The sequence below is a fragment of the Candidatus Pristimantibacillus lignocellulolyticus genome, from assembly GCA_023639215.1.
Classification (GTDB): Bacteria; Bacillota; Bacilli; order Paenibacillales; family Paenibacillaceae; genus Pristimantibacillus; species Pristimantibacillus lignocellulolyticus.
Genome location: CP097899.1, coordinates 2,147,749 through 2,167,063, shown reverse-complemented (window position 1 = coordinate 2,167,063; position 19,315 = coordinate 2,147,749). Strand labels below are relative to the sequence as shown.

The 19,315-nt window shown below is 38.5% G+C and carries 15 protein-coding genes; 8 read left to right on the top strand and 7 right to left on the bottom strand.

Translation table 11 applies throughout. From position 1 onward, the window contains the following. The 5 genes from NAG76_09185 to NAG76_09165 all read left to right on the top strand — a co-directional run bounded on the left by NAG76_09185 (position 1) and on the right by NAG76_09165 (position 4,575). Complete coding sequence (locus tag NAG76_09185; protein ID URN96368.1) at positions 1-378, top strand: urease subunit beta; 378 nt, start codon at positions 1-3, stop codon at positions 376-378. Continuing rightward, positions 371-2,074 (top strand): urease subunit alpha, encoded by a 1,704-nt coding sequence (ureC, locus tag NAG76_09180; protein ID URN96367.1) that lies wholly within the window; start codon positions 371-373, stop codon positions 2,072-2,074. Before NAG76_09185 ends, ureC begins: the two co-directional genes overlap by 8 nt. Then, positions 2,007-2,807, top strand: coding sequence for an urease accessory protein UreF (locus tag NAG76_09175; GenBank protein URN96366.1), 801 nt, complete (start codon positions 2,007-2,009; stop codon positions 2,805-2,807). The genes ureC and NAG76_09175 overlap by 68 nt, the downstream gene beginning before the upstream one ends. 240 nt (positions 2,808-3,047) lie before the next feature. Next, positions 3,048-3,761, top strand: coding sequence for an urease accessory protein UreG (gene ureG / locus NAG76_09170; GenBank protein URN96365.1), 714 nt, complete (start codon positions 3,048-3,050; stop codon positions 3,759-3,761). Positions 3,762-3,813: 52 nt separating this feature from the next. Then, entirely contained in the window at positions 3,814-4,575 is a 762-nt protein-coding gene (locus tag NAG76_09165) for an urease accessory protein UreD (protein URN96364.1), read from the top strand. A gap of 142 nt (positions 4,576-4,717) precedes the next feature. Here the strand turns inward: NAG76_09165 and NAG76_09160 are convergent, their stop codons facing one another. After that, positions 4,718-5,383, bottom strand: coding sequence for a hypothetical protein (locus NAG76_09160; GenBank protein ID URN96363.1), 666 nt, complete (start codon positions 5,381-5,383; stop codon positions 4,718-4,720). Between the two features lie 457 nt (positions 5,384-5,840). On the opposite strand from NAG76_09160, the gene NAG76_09155 reads away from it, so the two are divergent. Beyond that, positions 5,841-7,010 (top strand): benzoate/H(+) symporter BenE family transporter, encoded by a 1,170-nt coding sequence (locus tag NAG76_09155; protein ID URN96362.1) that lies wholly within the window; start codon positions 5,841-5,843, stop codon positions 7,008-7,010. A 185-nt stretch (positions 7,011-7,195) separates the two neighbouring features. After that, on the top strand, positions 7,196-7,927 hold the full coding sequence (locus tag NAG76_09150) for an NAD-dependent protein deacylase (protein URN96361.1): 732 nt from the start codon (positions 7,196-7,198) through the stop codon (positions 7,925-7,927). Positions 7,928-8,222: 295 nt separating this feature from the next. Here NAG76_09150 and NAG76_09145 read toward each other — a convergent pair whose 3' ends face one another. The 5 genes from NAG76_09145 to NAG76_09125 form a co-directional block, all read right to left on the bottom strand. Further along, the gene (locus NAG76_09145; GenBank protein URN96360.1) at positions 8,223-10,022 is read right to left on the bottom strand and encodes a histidine kinase; all 1,800 of its coding nucleotides are present in this window, start codon (positions 10,020-10,022) and stop codon (positions 8,223-8,225) included. A 2-nt stretch (positions 10,023-10,024) separates the two neighbouring features. Continuing rightward, positions 10,025-11,593 (bottom strand): response regulator, encoded by a 1,569-nt coding sequence (locus NAG76_09140; GenBank protein ID URN96359.1) that lies wholly within the window; start codon positions 11,591-11,593, stop codon positions 10,025-10,027. A 119-nt stretch (positions 11,594-11,712) separates the two neighbouring features. Beyond that, positions 11,713-13,395, bottom strand: coding sequence for an extracellular solute-binding protein (locus NAG76_09135; GenBank protein URN96358.1), 1,683 nt, complete (start codon positions 13,393-13,395; stop codon positions 11,713-11,715). 69 nt (positions 13,396-13,464) lie between these two features. After that, complete coding sequence (locus tag NAG76_09130; protein ID URN96357.1) at positions 13,465-14,361, bottom strand: carbohydrate ABC transporter permease; 897 nt, start codon at positions 14,359-14,361, stop codon at positions 13,465-13,467. A gap of 34 nt (positions 14,362-14,395) precedes the next feature. Beyond that, positions 14,396-15,373, bottom strand: a complete 978-nt coding sequence (locus NAG76_09125) for an ABC transporter permease subunit (GenBank protein URN96356.1) — start codon at positions 15,371-15,373, stop codon at positions 14,396-14,398. Between the two features lie 387 nt (positions 15,374-15,760). Between NAG76_09125 and NAG76_09120 the strand changes: the two genes are divergently transcribed. After that, positions 15,761-17,677, top strand: coding sequence for a beta-N-acetylhexosaminidase (locus NAG76_09120; GenBank protein URN96355.1), 1,917 nt, complete (start codon positions 15,761-15,763; stop codon positions 17,675-17,677). A 75-nt stretch (positions 17,678-17,752) separates the two neighbouring features. On the opposite strand, the gene NAG76_09115 is transcribed toward NAG76_09120, so the two are convergent. Next, on the bottom strand, positions 17,753-19,303 hold the full coding sequence (locus tag NAG76_09115) for a glycoside hydrolase family 43 protein (protein URN96354.1): 1,551 nt from the start codon (positions 19,301-19,303) through the stop codon (positions 17,753-17,755). Positions 19,304-19,315: the final 12 nt, after the last annotated feature.

Here is a 19,315-nt window from a genome sequence, read left to right as displayed (position 1 = left end):
ATGATTCCTGGAGAGTATCGCGTAGCCGAAGGATATATAGAAATCAATAGTGGTCGTAGCACTATCTCTCTTATCGTAATTAACCAAGGAGATCGCCCGATTCAAATCGGTTCTCATTTTCATTTCTATGAAGTTAATCGATCACTTGCTTTCGATCGTAAATTAGCTTTTGGCATGCGTCTGAATATACCCGCGGGCACCGCCGTTCGATTCGAACCAGGTGAAGAAAAACCTGTTGAACTCGTTTCCCTAGGTGGAACAAGAGAAGTATATGGACTGAATCATCTAACAAGCGGAAAAGCAGTACGTTTTGAAGATGATTCCGAGATAGAGGAACGTCTTACGCACTGGAAGGAGGGTAAAGCATTCCATGGCTAGAATGACCAAAACACAATATGCTTCGATATTCGGGCCAACGACTGGAGATGCAGTCAGACTTGCTGATACAGAACTATGGGCAACGATTGAGCAAGATTACACGGTATACGGTGATGAATGTAAATTTGGTGGAGGAAAAGTTATACGAGATGGCATGGGGCAATCCGCGCGTATTACACGTGCTGAAGGAGCACTTGATCTTCTTATTACTAATGCCATCATTATTGATCATTGGGGGATTATTAAAGCAGATATTGGAATTAGAGATGGTGTGATTGTCGGAATAGGTAAAGCAGGTAATCCTGATACGATGGACGGTGTACATCCACAATTAATTGTTGGGGCATCGACAGAAGTTATTGCCGGTGAAGGAAGAATTGTAACTGCTGGCGGTATCGATACTCATATTCATTTCATTTGCCCGCAGCAAATTGAAACAGCTCTTGCCTCTGGAATTACAACGATGATTGGCGGAGGAACTGGTCCCGCTACAGGTACTAATGCTACAACATGTACATCAGGTGCATGGAATATTCATCGTATGCTTTTAGCTGTAGAAGCATTCCCTATGAATATCGGCTTACTTGGTAAAGGAAACTGTTCAACTACTGCTCCGCTAATCGAGCAAATTGAAGCAGGAGCCATCGGATTGAAGCTTCATGAAGATTGGGGTACTACTCCCGCTTCAATTGATACTTGTCTAACCGTTGCTGATCAATACGATATTCAAGTCGCTATCCATACGGATACATTGAATGAATCTGGGTTCGTAGAAGATACACTTGCAGCAATAAAAGGTCGTACCATTCATACGTATCATACTGAGGGTGCTGGTGGTGGTCATGCTCCAGATATTATTACTGCAGCTGGACATATGAATGTTATTCCATCATCAACGAATCCTACTCGTCCATTTACAATTAATACGATTGAAGAGCATCTCGATATGTTAATGGTGTGCCACCACCTAGATAGTTCCATACCTGAAGATGTTGCGTTTGCTGATTCTAGAATTCGTCCAGAAACGATTGCTGCTGAAGATATTTTGCATGATCTCGGTGTATTCAGCATTATTAGCTCTGATTCTCAAGCAATGGGACGTGTAGGCGAAGTTATTACTCGCACATGGCAAACTGCTGACAAAATGAAGCAACAACGTGGATCGGAAGAACTAAGCGACAACTTCCGTATTAAGCGTTATATTGCGAAATATACGATTAATCCAGCCATTGCACATGGAATCTCAGATCTAGTAGGCTCTATTGAAGTTGGTAAATGGGCCGATCTCGTGCTATGGCAACCATCCTTCTTTGGAGTTAAACCTGAGATGATCTTAAAGGGCGGGTTCATTACTTACTCACAGATGGGTGATCCTAACGCTTCCATCCCAACACCACAACCTGTATTTGGCCGTTCGATGTTCGGCTCATTTGGAAAAGCTGTTGCACAAGGCTCTTTCACCTTTATCTCACAAGCTGCATTTCAAGCTGGCGTGCATGAACAACTAGGGCTACAGAAAAAGATAGCAGCTGTTCATAACACAAGAACGATTAGCAAAAAAGATATGATCCATAACGGTGAAACTCCGCATATTGAAGTTAACCCTGAGACATATGAGGTTCGAGTTGATGGTAAGCACATTACTTGCGAACCAGCTTCAGTATTACCAATGGCTCAACGTTATTACTTATTCTAAATTTACTGATGCTACTTTCAGTGGAAGGGAGTTGCCTATGATCCCCTCTCCTACTTCCTTACTCTCCTATGTACAACTATTAGATTCCGCAATTCCGATCGGTGGTTTCTCACACTCGTTCGGTTTGGAAACTTTTGTACAACGACATCATGTCACCACACTTCAACAATTAGAACAATATATCGCTGGGCAAATTCATAGCTCTATCGTCCCTATGGATGCAATCACAATTAGTTGCATCTATAAAGCACTTCACGAGTATGATGACAAGCAAATAGCTCAGCTAGATAGTATATTTCATACCCAGCGTTCCCCACGAGAGACTCGAGATGGTATGTACAAAATGGGCAGAAGATTAATTAAACTTGGTAAATCTCTATATCCTGAAGCTAAATTAGATGAGTTAGAACAACTCCTTACTCTTCATGGAGGTTATGGAACATTTCCCGTTGTATTTACATGGATAACTTGGCATCTCGATATCGATGTTGATACTGCTGTCCACGGCTATCTATACACGAGTATTCAAACAATGGTCAATAGTGGCATTCGATTAATGTCGATGGGGCAAACCGATGGGCAGTTATTAATTCGCCGCATGCAACAATATGCCACTGAGGAATGGTCGGAATTATGTAAGCATAGTATTTCGAAGCCATTTAGCTTCTCAGCAGTACATGATATTTTGGCAATGGAACATGAAACATTATATTCAAGATTATTTATGTCATAAATGATATTGCAATGTTTGATGTTATAAATAGTTATCATTGCTAACTATTTATATAGCTAACCGCTAATGGCATCAACGATATGCGGCGTAAAGTTTGTAAGATATGTTTTCGATGCTACTTTTCATTTACTAGAAGTGTATCGAGTTGATAATGAAAAATTAGGTTTATGCTTTCGATGCTACTTTTCATTTACTAGAAGTGTATCGAGTTGATAATGAAAAATTTTAGGAGGAATTATTATGTGTCAAGGAGCTAATCATTCTCATGATCAGTGGGAAGCACCCGCTATTGTTTTAGATCGACCTATTCGAATTGGTATCGGTGGTCCTGTTGGATCGGGAAAGACTGCTTTGGTAGAGAAACTGTCTAAAGCAATGAGGGAGCACTACAGTTTGGGAGTTATTACAAATGATATTTATACAGCTGAGGATGCTCGAATTTTAATACGTGAAAATGCTTTGCCGGAAGAAAGAATTATTGGAGTAGAAACAGGTGGCTGTCCTCATACTGCTATTCGCGAAGATGCTTCTATGAACTTTGAAGCTGTAGAGGAACTTGAACAACGGTTCCCTGATCTTGAAATTATCTTTATCGAAAGTGGCGGCGATAATTTGGCGGCAGCTTTCAGTCCTGAACTTGTTGATCGTTTCATCTATATTATTGATGTGGCACAGGGGGAGAAAATTCCACGTAAAGGCGGACCTGGTATTATGCGTTCTGATCTCCTTATTATTAATAAAATTGATCTGGCTCCATATGTCGGCGCAAGTCTTGAGGTCATGAAAACGGACACAGAAATGATGCGTGGCACGCGCCCGTATATCCTTTCTAATTTACGAGATGAAGTTGGTGTAAGTGAGATTATTCACTGGCTAGAACATCAACTACCTCATACTTCACATCATCGCGTCCATCATCACCATAACGATGAACACCAATCTACTCACCAATAAATCTTCCGTTCTACGAGCTCTATGCCGACAAGTAGATGGGAAATCTGTACTGGTGGATCGTTATCATGAATCGCCTCTGAAAATTACAAAAACGTTTGGCGAGCCAGCGACCAATGGACTCATATTAATTATGATGGATGTATCACCTGGACTAATGGATGGCGATCATTATAATGTAACTATCGATCTTGAAGAACATAGTCATCTTATTGTAACTAATCAATCTTTTACTAAAGTACATCCTGCTTTAGGAGATGGAGCAAAGACAGACTATCAATTTAATATTGGTGAGAATGCTATTCTTGAGTATATGCCTGAACCTACAATCCCTTATAAAGATAGTATTTTACATGCAAGTACGACATTTCACTTGGAGGCAGGTGCTTCACTACTTTATTGTGAAATTACAACACCCGGTAGAACTCATCGTGATGAGATATTTCAATATAAGCATTACTCTGCAATGACAGAAGTTAATCGCAACGGTAGTCGTATTGCCTATGATCATTATCAATTGATTCCTGCTATTCATAGGCATCAAGAAGTTGGTGCACTTGAGCATTATACTCACCAAGCAGTTTTCTGGATATTTTCACCACAAGCTAATGATGGTTTACTACAATTGATTCGAGAATTATTCCCTTCATTTGCGGATAGTCGCATACTTGCAGGTGCAAGCTTGGCTAGAGAAAAAGGCATTATTGTTCGTATGCTAGGGTTATCTGTATGGGAATTACAACGAGCATGCAATCAGATTTGGGATATGTGTCGTAAAGTTTTATGGAGTTACCCGCCTTGTCAATTGCGTAAATAGTTTTGCCAAAAGATGCCTTTACCCACTATATTGTGGTGTGAAAGGCGTCTTTTTTTATGGACTATACTCAGAACCTAATGAGGGGGATTTTTACCCTTCATTCTGCATTTCTTCATCTTTTCGAGGTAATGAGGGGAATTATCTAATATAGAAAAGGTGAGCCCATAAACTCATATTTGTGAATTCTTTTTGATACTCCTCCTTCAACTGCTTTCAACTTTTCTTTGTCGCATAGACTAGTTAAATATTTAATAGCCGTCTTTCTAGATATACCTAGCATCTTCACAACTTCAAATGGACGCACTACTCTATTACTAGTTATAGCAAGTTTCATAATTTCTTGCTCAATTCGATGATATTTCATCATCTCCTCCTTTCTACTTAAATAAGGCAATACGATCATTTTCACAAAACCTTTCACTAGATCAGCATTATGTTCTAACTCATCTACTGCAATTGATATTACTTTTACTCCGATTGCCTGTAAAAACAATTCACGATTCAGCTCTCTGCGATAACGCGTGCGATCAGCCTGTTCGACATGCGGACCATAACCTTTAATTTCAAAAGCGATTCTAGTATCGCCTAAGCACAACATCAGATCCACAAAAAATTTCATACCTCTCCAATCAGCAACTTCATATTCAGGATGTAAATCCTTAAAATTCCCTACTAGCGGCCACCATACTTTCTCAAGAAATAACATCTCTCCATAACTATGACCACGTTTCAACCGATCCTTTCGCTCACCTGTTCTTTGCTTCAAATGATCCTTCATCCATTCCTCGTGTACTTCGGAAAATCCCATCACAACAGCTCCCTTAAATTTAAACTAAAAAGTCCCATTCCCCTGCTAACAGGAAAATGGGACATGCTTTGTCACAATTCATTTTAAAATTATGTAGTTATTTACATTTTAGACTAAACATTCATATTACTCAAGATGAAAATACATTAATGTAAGACAGTAAGAGCGTCCAATAATAAATGACATTAAACAATACTTTAGAAGTGATTATATAAATAATATGATGTACAACAACACATTAGAAGAAACTACTTAAAACAATGAAATAGGAGCTATTACATAAAAATAGAGTGATAATAATTAATTTTTAGTAATTATACTGAACACATAAAAGTAACTATATAATACTCAACCTACAAGAAAACGCTTCGATAATATTTACAAAAATACAGCGTATATTTTGATATACTAAATAAGTACTAAATTTGTATTACAACAATAAGGAGTTTGAACTAGCATGATCGTAAACCAACAACAACTAGCAACAGGCATGAGTTCCGCATTAATGGCGTGTACAGGTGGAGCAATATTAACGATTCACAGTGCTAACCATCTAGGTTTAAACGGAAGGGAGTTACTTTCTTGGTTATTCGTTGCGTATGCTGTAGCAGGATTATTCAACTTAATTCTTGCTTTACGATATAAGTTACCAATTGCCGGAGCGCACTCCATTACTACCGTCGCCTTTTTGAGTACCGCTTCTATACAATTAACATTGCCGCAGCTTACTGCAAGTTTCCTAATGGCAGGACTAATTATTGCAGTGCTCGGACTGACTGGTATTTTCAACGTTCTATTCAAACATATTCCTAGATCAATTATTGATGCGATGCTTGCAGGTATCATTATGCAATATATATTAGAGCTAATTCCTTCATTCAAAGCAAATCCACTTGTCGGTTTACTTGCCTTGATCGGATATTTTGTAGCACCTAGGCTCTTCAAAGCTATTCCACCTATTATTGGTGTTATTGTATTTGGTCTTATAGGATTATTATTCTCTTATACATTTCCACAAGTAACACCAATTGCATACGAATTACCATTGTGGATTACTCCTGAATTTACATGGCAAGGTTTAGTTTCTGTAGCTATTCCAATTGCTGTGCTCATTTTAAGCAATGATCTAGCAGTTTCATTAGCCTCATTAACCAAGCAAGGTTATAATCCACCGATAAATCGAATTATTTCTTATTCAGGTATTGCTTCTGCATTAGGTAGCTTTTTCATGAGTCATTCCATTAATACCGGTGGCATGATGACAACGGTCTGTAGTAGTGACGAAAGTGGCGAACATAAACAACGTTATCGGGCAGGTGTTGTTTCCAGTGTAATTTGTATTATTTTCGGTATTTTTGCTTGGAAGTTAGTCCCTTATATTACATCACTTCCACAATACTTTATTGCAACTATTATTGGTTTTTCTTTACTAGGTATCTTTCTAAATAGTATAAGTTCTGCTTTTGCAGATACAAAAAATAGCTTCCCCGTAGTATTTGCATTCATTATTTCTGCAGCTAATATATCTTTCTTTAGTGTTTCATCTGCATTATGGTCACTAATTGTAGGTACAATATTAAGCGTAGTATTACGCGAAAGAAAATCTAGACAACTTGATGAGCAATAATTAAGCGGAAATTGAACAGTAATCAAGTCGTAAATAAGATGTTATTTAGCAATAATTGAGAAGTTATTTAGCTCAAACTAAGCAGTAATCAAGTAGTAATTGAGAAGGTTTAAGTACTATCTAAGCAGTAATTAAGCGATAATTGAGAAGGATTAAGCGTTAAGTCATTCTATGGAGGTGAGATCATGTCGATGCTAGATCAGTTAGTGCAGCAAATAAGACAAGCTAATAATATAACTGTATTATCAGGTGCAGGTATTAGCACTGCCAGTGGAATTCCGGACTTTCGGTCACCTAATGGAATTTACTCCAAAGTTAATAACGTTGAATATTTATTATCTGAAGGATATTACGCAACACATCCTAAAGACTTTTGGACAAACTTCAAAGACATTTTTCTAATGGACCGAATGCAGCAATATGAACCTAATCCTGCACATACAATGCTAGCAGATCTCGAAGCTCTAGGGAAAAAGGTTACGATTATTACGCAAAATGTAGATGGGTTACATCGCAAAGCTGGTAGTGGGCATATACTCGAAGCTCATGGTTCAATAGATCACGCCCACTGTCCGAAATGCAAGCGTAGTTACGATCTGCCTTATGTTATGGCTGAGAAGATTCCACGTTGTGAGCAAGATAATTTCATACTAAAACCTGATGTTGTACTATTCGGTGGTATCGTTCGTCATCTCCCTGAAGCTTATGAGGCGAGTGAGCAATGTAATCTATTCCTTACACTAGGATCCTCATTACAAGTATATCCTGTTAAAGAATTACCGTTCTACGCCAATCGCACATCACAACCTAAGTTGGCTATTATTAACTATGAAGCTACCGATCTAGACTATCTATTCGATATCGTCATCCATGATGATCTGGTCGCAAGCTTTCAATATATTAAGCAGCATCTATAGCATGTAGATTTGAGCTATGTGATACGAACTAGATGCTACGATCTCGAGTCATAAGTTACGAATTACGAACTTCGAGTGATGAATAATGAGTGATGAGTTACGATTTTTGCACTTATAGTTACGAACTTCGAGTTAAAGGTACAAGCAATGTTAGTACATCTATGATTAACGACAAGTAGCCTACAACCTTATCATCGGTTGTAGGCTACTTGCGTTGCAATACATTTATTAATCCTAATATACAAGTTATGAATTATAGCACTATCCCTTTGTAATACACCAATACCCTCGTCGATCATGAGCGAAAACTTCCGCCACTTCTAGTTATACTCAATTCGTTTACCTTCGAATTTTTAGGGGCTACTATCGGAAACCTTATACAGACTGTTGTTCCAATTCCCAGTTTACTGTAGATATGAACTCCGTAAGAAGGTCCGTAAAAAAGCTTAATGCGTTGATTAACGTTGTATATGCCATAACCGACATTTGCACTTTCATTACTATCCGCCATCTGCTCAAGCAATTCTGAACTTATACCGACGCCATCATCTATAATTTTGAACTGAATGGTATCCCCATCGCGGGTCCCCACGATTCTAATATTGATGTGGTCCGCACACCAAGCATGTTCCAATATATTCTCGATAAAGGGCTGTATAATTAGTTTAATCGTATCGTATTTCATAATCCCAGGATCGATATCGAAAATGACCCCCATACGATCTTCGTATTTGATTTTCTGTATATTGATATACGCATTTGCTTGCTCTAACTCTTCACTGATTGGAAGAACAATCCTGCCCTCATTCAATGATAATCGATAAAACTTAGCTAAATCCATCACCATAAGTTGAAGCTTATCCAGCTCGCCAAACTTTGCTAGACGATTAATGGAAGATAGCGTGTTATATAAAAAATGCGGATTAATTTGAGCCTGTAACATATCAAGCTCAGTTTCCTTCTTATCCAGCTCTGCAACATATACTTTATGAATCAATTCACCGATATTTTGCCCCATCTCGTTCAAAGCTAATGAAATCCGAGTGAATTCATCATTTCCCTTAAAATTAATACGTTTATGGAAATTTCCTTCTTGGAATGAGTCTAGTACGGACACAATCTTTCCGACTCTTCTCGAAAAGTATCGCGAAAGAACAGCTCCCGAAACAAAATAAAAAACAATGAACAATAAACAGATTAAGACGGTTATTAGACGAACTTCACTAATTTTATCCGTGAATATCTGATTCGGTATAACTGCTGTTATTTTCCATTCTAGTTCTGGGATAAACTCTTCCATAATTAGATAATCCTTATATAACTCTTCATCCCAAAGCACATCTTGTTCATATTCAGACTCACCGGAGGACATCATTATTTCATTACTTGCGTCGGTAATAAAAATGGTAGCTCCATTTCCGATTTTATTATGATCTACACTCTCGAATAAATCAGATAGATAAACACTAAGTTTCAAGAAGCCAATCTCCTGAGGGTAAGGTACAGATTGCACATTAACCATTCTTCGAAGTAGCGATATATACCCATATTCTGGGTCATCATCAACCTGCTTCCATTGCATCGTAATTCCGTAGTCCTCCTCTGGAAATTGTTTATACCAGCGCTTATCCATAATTCTAGATATATGATATAAGTCATACCATCTTTCACTTATTCTCAGTGGATCTTCACCATTATAAGATCGATAAATCTCAGGAAATGTTTCATTATGTAAATAAATAGATATCCACATTTGTAGGCTTGTTGCTTCAATGGACGATTGAAACTTCGGAAGCAAATATCTGGTAGTTGCTGAATAGCTTACCCAGCCTTCCTCATAACTTTTAAGATTTCTTGCCAGCGCATGATCATAATACAACAGGTCTGAAACTCGTATAATATCCTTCATCTTAAAGGATATATTGTCGCCCATCTGTGATAACGTACCATTGACGTTACTTTCTGTCTGCTCCCGAATCGATTTCACATATATAGAATCAGCAAAATAGCCAATTAACATCACAGGAATGATAATAAAAAAGCAATAGGACAACATCAACTTATAACCAAATGGCATATACTTATTTTTCATCATAGTTACAACCTTCTACGGTATTCTAATGGTGTTTTGCCGTAATAGTCTTTAAATGTTCTACTAAAATAAGGAAGATAACGATGCCCCGTCAAATTAGCTATCTCATATACTTTAAGTTTGGTCTGCAACAACAATTCACTAGCTTTCTCCATTCGTAGCATCATTACGTAATCAGTAAAATTTGTGGACGTTTCTTCTTTGAATATCTGCCCCAAATAGTTAGGTGTAAACGAGTACTTTTCCGCTACGTCTTTCAACGTAAAATTCTCATGTAGTCGCATCTTCACATCATCAATGATCGTCTGCACAAGCTTCCAATTCTTCTTATACTTCTTTAATTGAAGCAACTCTGATAGCTCATAGACCTTATACCGTAGCCAAGAATGAATTTCATCTAACGTTTCATACTTCATAATAATATCTAGTCCATGAATATCTAATTTTAGCATTTGAAATAAATCCTCATTTATTTTTTGCAAATGGGAATCCAACTTCATCAACAAAAAAACCGTAAAATTTTGAATCGTTAACTTTGATCGCAAATGCGTTGCTAAAATGTACACCTCATTAAGTTCATCATGAACGTTTACTAGATCATAATTCGTCATTGCTTCAAATAGAGCGTCTAGTTGTATATCAAGATTTTGAACATCCATATTTGCTGTGGATTGTATTTCGTTATAATGAATCACTCGATTTTTACCGTAAAACATTTTGTAGTCTAGTGCAGCATTCGCCTGTTGGTAAGATTCTTTCAATAAGTGAACGTTTTCAAATGAATTTCCAATACCTATCGTAACAGTAAGTGATCCCTTTAACTTATCTTGTTCAAATAAGGTATGTATGTTACTTAAATCAAACGTACTATCAATAAAGAGAGCTAACCTCTTTTCTGTAATTTTACACATATGTTCAATCTGATACTCTGCACACATCTTAAACAGAACATCCCAAAATAGGCCTGACAATTCTGACTCGTCAACCGTTAATTCCTGTGATCTCTTCATAATCCAATCATCCCGTTCAACAATAACGACTTGAACAGGCCACTGCATCGCATTTAGCTTATACTCCCGAATTAATACTTCTAATGTTTTAGCATCTAAAGTGCCCTCAAGCATTTGAAATAATGACTCATTTTTAACAATTGGTACCATACTTTTATACAATTGTTCTGCCTCAGCAAGTTTCTTCTCCTCGTCCAACTCAATACGAAGCTTCCGGAGCGATTCAATGAGCTCATTATCATCCATTGGCTTAAGCACGTAGCTGCAAGCATTTAATGAAAGCGCTTGCTTAATATAATTAAAGTCTTGATAACCACTTACAAATATTATTCTTAACTTCTTTTGTTTATCGAGTGCTTCCCTCGCTAATTCCAATCCTGACATATTAGGCATTCGAACATCGGTCACTAAAATATCAATTTGTTCTCTCTCAATAACTTTGCTTGCGGCAAACCCATTTGTAGCCGTCGCTACGATTTCCATTCCAAGTTCTGTCCAAGGAATAAATGCTTGCAATCCCTTTAGATCAAGAATTTCATCATCAACAAGCAACACTTTGTACATCCGCTTCATCTCCAGACTCTATATGCTAGTTCGCAGGTATACCTTTTTAGTATTAATCGGAGAAAAGAGCATACTATGGATAGTATACTCTTTTAAGTAACATAATGGATATTAATATTTTAATCTATTGCAAGTAACTTTTTGTTTTCTAGCCATCTTTCAGTACGGAACTCAAGAAGTTTACTGTAACCTACTTTTTGTGCATCTGCTTCAGCCTTATCAAGAATTTTATCTACTTCTTCGTCACTAGCTGCCATAACTGATTTCGCATATGCTTCTATGAAAATATCATCTACACTTTGTTTAATAATTCCTAGTTCACTGTCCGGTTGTGGTATCATGTTGATGAACTCCGTTGCATTAGAAGACGTTTTCCAAGTGATTTCACTTTGATAACGTGCATTCCAATCTTGCTCTACAGGAGGAAGAGTTGCTTGATATTTCATTTTTGCAGGGTCAATGTAGCCTGTGTTACCATTCCACATAATAGGATCATGATCTTTTTGCAATTTCGCTACTTCTTCTGCATCATAATCTCCTGTAAAGATTGGATGACCATCTTCGTCAAATCCATTCCAGTTTTTACCTTCTGGACCAAAGAATAATAACGATTGTCCTTCAGGTCCTGTATACCAATCTAAGAATGCAAAAATTTTCTCTGGATCTTCTGCTGCTTTTGTAATAACGCTAACATTCCAGCCTAAGCTAGTATATGAACCTGGGTAAATTTTATTTTTATCCAAACCTTCTTTATGAATTGGCCAAATCATGAAATAACCAGAATTGGGATCAGTCTTAACCATTTCATTATGTGCTTGTGAAGCAATCGTAGTAGGGCTAGATCCTGCAAATACTGCTACACGTCCTTGCATAACCTTTTCTTCTACTTGGTCAATAGTTTGAGTGAAGGCATCCTGAGTAATTAGACGTTCTCTAAACAATTTAGCGATATACTTCTGAGCTTCACGGAATACATCGTTAGTGAATATAGAAGTTAATTTATCACCTTCCGGTACTGCTCGAATATTTTGGTTCAAATAACTATAAGAAACATTTTCACCGAATGCCGTATATAATACGCCAAGACCTTGCATATCCTCTGCACGATGCGGTTCGAATGGAATAATTGCGTCGCCATATTTCGCTTTAACTGCAGTTAAGTAACTATAAAGGTCATCCGTTGTTTCAAGTTTTGGAGAACCTAATTCTTCATAAATTTTCTTGTTAACTACATAGCCTGATGTACCAGATGGTTGCCCTGTATACCAGTTCGGGAACTGATAAATTTTCCCATCAGGGTGACGAAGTAAGTTCAAATCTGGGCCCATCCATTTTTTCAAATTCGGATATTTATCAAGATAATCATCGAACGCTACAAGCTGACCAGCCTCATAAAGTCTGTTCACATCTACTCCTCTTTCACCCCAGATTACATCTGGTAATTCATTAGAAGCGATCATTGTGCTCAATTTTGCCTCAGCTTTTCCGCCAGCTGATACCGGAATAATATTTACAAGTTTATTTTCTTTAATCCATCTACCAGCAACTGTGCTATCCCATGCAGGTACATCATACCAGTCATAGTGACCATACATACTGAATTCTAATGCTTCTGAACCTAGCTCCCATACATCTGATGCTGGCTCCTCTGCCGTATTGTTCGCTGCCTGAGTATTATTCGTGGATGTAGGTTTTGGCTCATTGTTCCCACTGTTTGAACCATTTCCACAACCTGCCAATACTGTAGCTAGAGCAAATATAGCCAATACCATTAGTAACATCGGTTTTCTAACTTTCTTCATGTCTTACTACCCCTCTCATCAATTTTTTATATGTCCAAAGCAGATATCGCCTTAAACCGTTCGGAAGTACTACTCTTTTAGCGAGCCAACTAGCACGCCTTTCACGAAATACTTTTGTACAAATGGATACACCATAATGATAGGCAACGTGACGACCATCATCGTCGCCATCGTTAACGATTTGGAAGTGACCGTTCTCATCGCCTCCATACGTGCTTGTGATGCTGAATCTAGCTGTGCTACCTGGTCAGTTACGATGTTAGCGTTCAATATTTGTCGCAGCATCGTCTGAATCGGTAAGAGTTTTTCATTGGTGATATAAATACTCGGTAAAAACCAATCATTCCAATGATTCACAGCTGTGAACAGAGCAAGTGTTGCAATAACCGGCCCCGATAATGGTAATATGATACGGAATAATATTCCCCAGTTCGTGCATCCGTCGATCTGTGCAGATTCCTCTAGCCCATTCGGAAGACTCTTAAAGAATGTTCGGAATATAATCATATTCCATACACTGATTAGCCCTGGAATAATAAATACCCAAAAGCTATTCATTAGACCAAGGGAGCGCATTAATAGAAATGTAGGGATCAGTCCGCCACTAAAATACATTGTAATAATAAAGAATACCATGTATTGATTACGGCCTATCAGATTTTTCTTGGTCATACCGTAAGCTAGTATAGCAGTCATAAGTATCGATGTAGCCGTACCTACGATCGTTCTAGAGAATGAGATGAAAAACCCGTTAAGAAGTCTACTGTCATTAAAAACAATCTCGTAGTTTTCAAGTGTAAAGGCTCTAGGCCAAAAAGTAACTCCACCCATTGAAGTATCAACACCCGTATTGAACGAAACGACCAAAGCGTTCCAGAATGGATAAAGAGCGCTGAAAGATAATGCTGTAAGAAATACATAAATAGAAATCATCATAAACTTGTCACTAAAGCCTAATCGCACCAATGCGTTTCGCCTCCCTGTTTGTCAATTTTGCATACTACCACAAGCTGTTTCCTGATCTGCGGGCGATATAATTAGCCATCGTTAACAATCCAACACTTATGACAGCTTTGAACAAACCAACCGCTGTTGCGTAGGAGTAGCGGTAATTCGACAATCCTACTCGGTAGACGTATGTATCAATAACATCAGATATTGGTCTCAGCACTGGATTGGTTGCTAGTAGTAAAATATCCTCAAAGCCAGCACTTAGTAGATTTCCAATTGAAAGAATCATGAAGATGACGACGACTGGCATAATTGTAGGTAAAGTAATGAGATATATTTGTTTGAACTTACTTGCTCCGTCTATATCAGCTGCCTCGTACATATGCTGATCAACACCGGCAATTGCTGCCAAATATACGATAGAACCAAAACCAATTTCCTTCCATACGTTCGTAGTTATTAGTATCGTCCAGAAGTACTTTGGTATTGAAAGAAAGTTAATCGGCTCATTAATTGCACCTATCGAACTTAACAATATATTAATGCTACCGTTATCTGTAGAGAGCAATGATCCTGCAAGACCTGCTACAATAACCCAAGATAAAAAGTGCGGTAAATACGTAATGGTCTGCACCACTCTTTTGAACATCATATGGCGAATTTCATTGAGCATAAGCGCCAATATAATAGGTGCCGGAAAGCCAATGAAAAATTTTAAAAGACTAATTACGATTGTATTTCGCATCACAGTGTAAAACTCCGGTGAATTGAAAAACATCTCAAAATGCTTCCATCCTACCCAGGGATTGGCCCAAATATTTCCACCAGTAAAGATGTTATAATCCATAAAACTAGTTAAAACTCCGTACATAGGTATGTATGCAATTGTAAAAATCAACAAAATTCCTGGCCACACCATTAGTTGAATATCCCATTGCTTGAAAAAGCGCATGAATATATTTGGTTTGCGTTTTGGTTGTTGTTGAAGTGACGTTGCATGCTGTTGCTTAGTTGTTACCTGCGACATATGTATCCCCCTTGCTACTATGTTGATATTAATATTGTAGGGCAGATACGCAGCACATACTATTTGCCTAATCAACAATAAATGATACTTTGCAATGATGATTTATATAAACTGGTGTTTTACTTTACTGGCTTAGTTTAAATATTGAGGATAACTGTCTACTAAGATGAGCTAGTCCTTTTCGAATCGATAATCGCTGGTAAAGAATGCTACGATAACTCTCTCTAGCGAATAGCTCTAGCAAATGGCTAAACACAGAAATTTCACTTAAATGTATTGCATTTAACTATATAGATAGGATAGCATAGAAATGAATAAATACGTTATAACGTTATAATGTTATTTGCGAGTTATTAATTATGAAACTTATTTTTGGGAGGTTATACGATGAATTTGCACTTTACAGGAGATGTAGACGCTTTACGTGATGGTATTCTGGCATTATCCCAAGAGCTTGAATACACTCTTGCTGAGGATGGATTAGTTGTTGAAGTCAGTCTGTCGGCAAGCGAAGACGAATTAATGGTTGGTTTGACGCAGGGCAAAGCCTATATTCAATATGGGCAAAAGCATCAATTCTATCGCGGACTCGGTCTACTACTAGAGCATAGTCATAGCGATGAGTCGTTCGAACTTCGGGAGAAGCAACAGTTCGATACAATTGGACCGATGTTCGATCTTTCCCGCAATGCAGTGCTCACATTAGACAGCTTCAAATTTATGCTTCGTAAAATGGCGTTAATGGGCTTAAATACTGTAATGCTGTATATGGAAGACACGTATGCCATCGAAAATGAGCCTTATTTTGGCTATATGAGGGGTCGATATACGCAAGAAGAGTTGAAGGAAATCGATGATTATGCTGATCAATTCGGCATTGAGGCATTTCCGAGTATTCAAACGCTGGCACATCTCGAAGAGTTCCTTAAGTGGCAGCCTGTATGGAATTATAAAGATACTAAAGGAGCTCTACTCGTCGGGGAAGATCATACAGATCAATTGATTGAGAGAATGATAGAGACGATCAGTGCTCCGTTCCGTAGCCGAAAAATTCATATTGGTATGGATGAGGCCGAGGAGCTTGGCCGAGGAAAGTACTTGGATCGCAACGGATATAGAAACCGCTTCGATATTATGACGGAACATCTGGAGAAGGTGCTTGCTTGTACGCAGCGTCACGGCTTAAAGCCAATGATGTGGAGTGATATGTTTCTCAAACTTGCTTCTGACAAAGGCGACGAATATTACGATAGCGAGACTAAGATTCCTGAGGAAATGGCACAGCGTATCCCTAAAAATGTTGACATGGTTTATTGGGATTATGCACATACGAAAACACATGAGTATGAAAACCTTATTGCTAAGCATCGTCCACTCGGTTGCAATCTAGTTTTCGCCGGTGCTGTATGGATATTCAATACATTCGGTGTCAATTATGGTTTGTCATTAACTGCATCCGACACCGCGCTACAAGTGTGCAAACAAGAAGGAATCCGCGAGGTATATGCCACAATGTGGGGCGATGACGGAAATGAAGGCAACCCATTCGCAGCGCTTCTTGGCTTGCAGCTCTATGCGGAGCATGCCTATTCAGAAGAGAAACCGGATCGCGAACGTGTAGCTAAGCGAGTTAAATGGTGTACCGGCATTGAAGCAGATGCTTTTCTACAGCTTAAATATTTGGATGAAACGCCAGGAGCTGAGCCTGACAATCATGTGCAGAGTAATCCATCGAAATTTCTACTTTATCAGGATGTGCTACTCGGACTCTTCGACAAACAGATCGAAGGTTTGGATATGGCTAAACATTATGAGCAGCTGGAACAAAATATACACAATAGACGTGATAAGTCTGCTGAGCTGGACTACTTGTTCGAAGTACCCGAGAAATTATGTAGCGTGCTAAAACGTAAGAGCGAGATCGGGATACAACTTAAACAGGCATATGATTCCAATGATATTGTGACGTTAAGGCAGGTAGCGACAGATGTACTCCCTGCAATTGCAGAGTCTATTCGCGAATTACGTGGAGCCCATCGCAGTCAATGGCTACACATGTTCAAGCCATTCGGCTGGGAAGTTCTCGACATTCGCTACGGTGGAGTTATGAACCGACTCGATACAGCGGCACTAAGACTTCTCGATTATGTAGATGGAAGAATTGAAAGAATTGAGGAACTCGAGGAAGAGCGGTTAGTATACAGCTCCTCGAATCAATTCAACAACAAAGGTGCCGGCTGGTGTAGCTATTATTATAGAATGGCATCGCCGAACGTCTTCTTCCACGTCGTTAACCCTTTCTAACTATTATGAAATAGATAGAACATATCAAAAAGAGTATTCGTAACGTTACGAATACTCCTTTTTTTATTTAATTCGTTATTGTGCCTCGTAATGGAAATACTCAAATTTAGCTGGAGCAGCTTCACCTTGCTTCGTTCCATTAGCAAACATTCCTACACATACTCCGGTGAATGAACCATCAGAATCTGGTGAAATATCACTAGCATTAGCACTTACGATTGTATGCCATTGCTTACGATCAAGTGAATATTGCAAATCGTATTGCCTTTCAGTAGAAGAAACAGCTAACCATATACCTGGTTGCTTGGCAACAGCTACGAATCCAACTTCTTCTTCCTTATTTTTCATCGTAATAGCAGATATTCCGAATTGCCCATTTCGTTGACTGACTCCAACTGAGTAGAACGTATGATCACTAAGTCTCGCCGCAATACCTGCTTGTTCACCATCAACAACTGGAGCAAACTCCACATAAGTTTCAATACGCATGGCATGATGAAGTTGGCGACGGCAAACGAACAAATTACTTTGTCCATCTCTCAAGCTATATTCATTACCGACTAATGTTAGATATCCATCGTTGCTTATTAAAGAAACTACAGATTCAGAAGGTAACACTCGAGTATATATCCAATTCATATCGAGTGGTTGTTTCGCCGAGAATGTAGTTACTATTTTATCTAGTGCCGTTTGCATAACGACATCTTCACGCGCTGTTAATGTTGGGACGGTAATAGACATATCTAAACCTACATGTCCTTCATTATTATCGATCATCGGCCAGCCATCTACCCAAGTTACTGGTGCTAGATATGTTTCACGACCTAAAACACTTCCTCGATCATTTCGCAGACGAACCGCTAGAAATAACGCCCACCAGTTACCATCAATATCATCTATTAACTCAACATGACCAGTATACTGAATCGGATGATCTTTTATTGCATTATGTGTAAGAATCGGATGATCTAACATTTCAAATGGGCCATAAGGTTGATTGCTACGACCAATAATTTCACGATGCATCGGGCCAGTACCACCAGAAGCAGTCATCATATAGTAAACGCCATTCATTTTATATAAATGAGGTCCTTCAACCCATGGGCCCTCATCACCTTCAAATACAACAACAGGCTCAGTTAATGCCTTACCCGTTTCACGCTCAATTTCATATTGAATAATATGAGAGGTTTTACCAAATCCAGCTTGAACAGATACATACACTTTACCATCGTCATCGAAGAATAAGGAAGGATCGATATTACCATAAGGTATATTGATTGGATCACTCCACGGACCCGCAGGATCAGATGCTGTTACGAAGAAATTCCCTATGCCGTATACATCCGTTGTAATCATATAGAACAAGCCATTGTCATAACGAAGTACGGGCGCATATATCCCCTCTGAGCTATTACGAGCAAGTAAATTGACTTGACTCTCTCTTGTAAGTACATGGCCAATTTGTGTCCAGTTTACAAGATCTTTACTATGGAAGATCGGCACTCCCGGGAAGTATTCAAAAGTACTTGTTACCATATAATAATCTTCACCAACACGAATCGCACTTGGGTCGGGATAAAACCCAGGAAGAACAGGGTTCGTATATTGAATGGATCTCGTCATATTTATATCCTC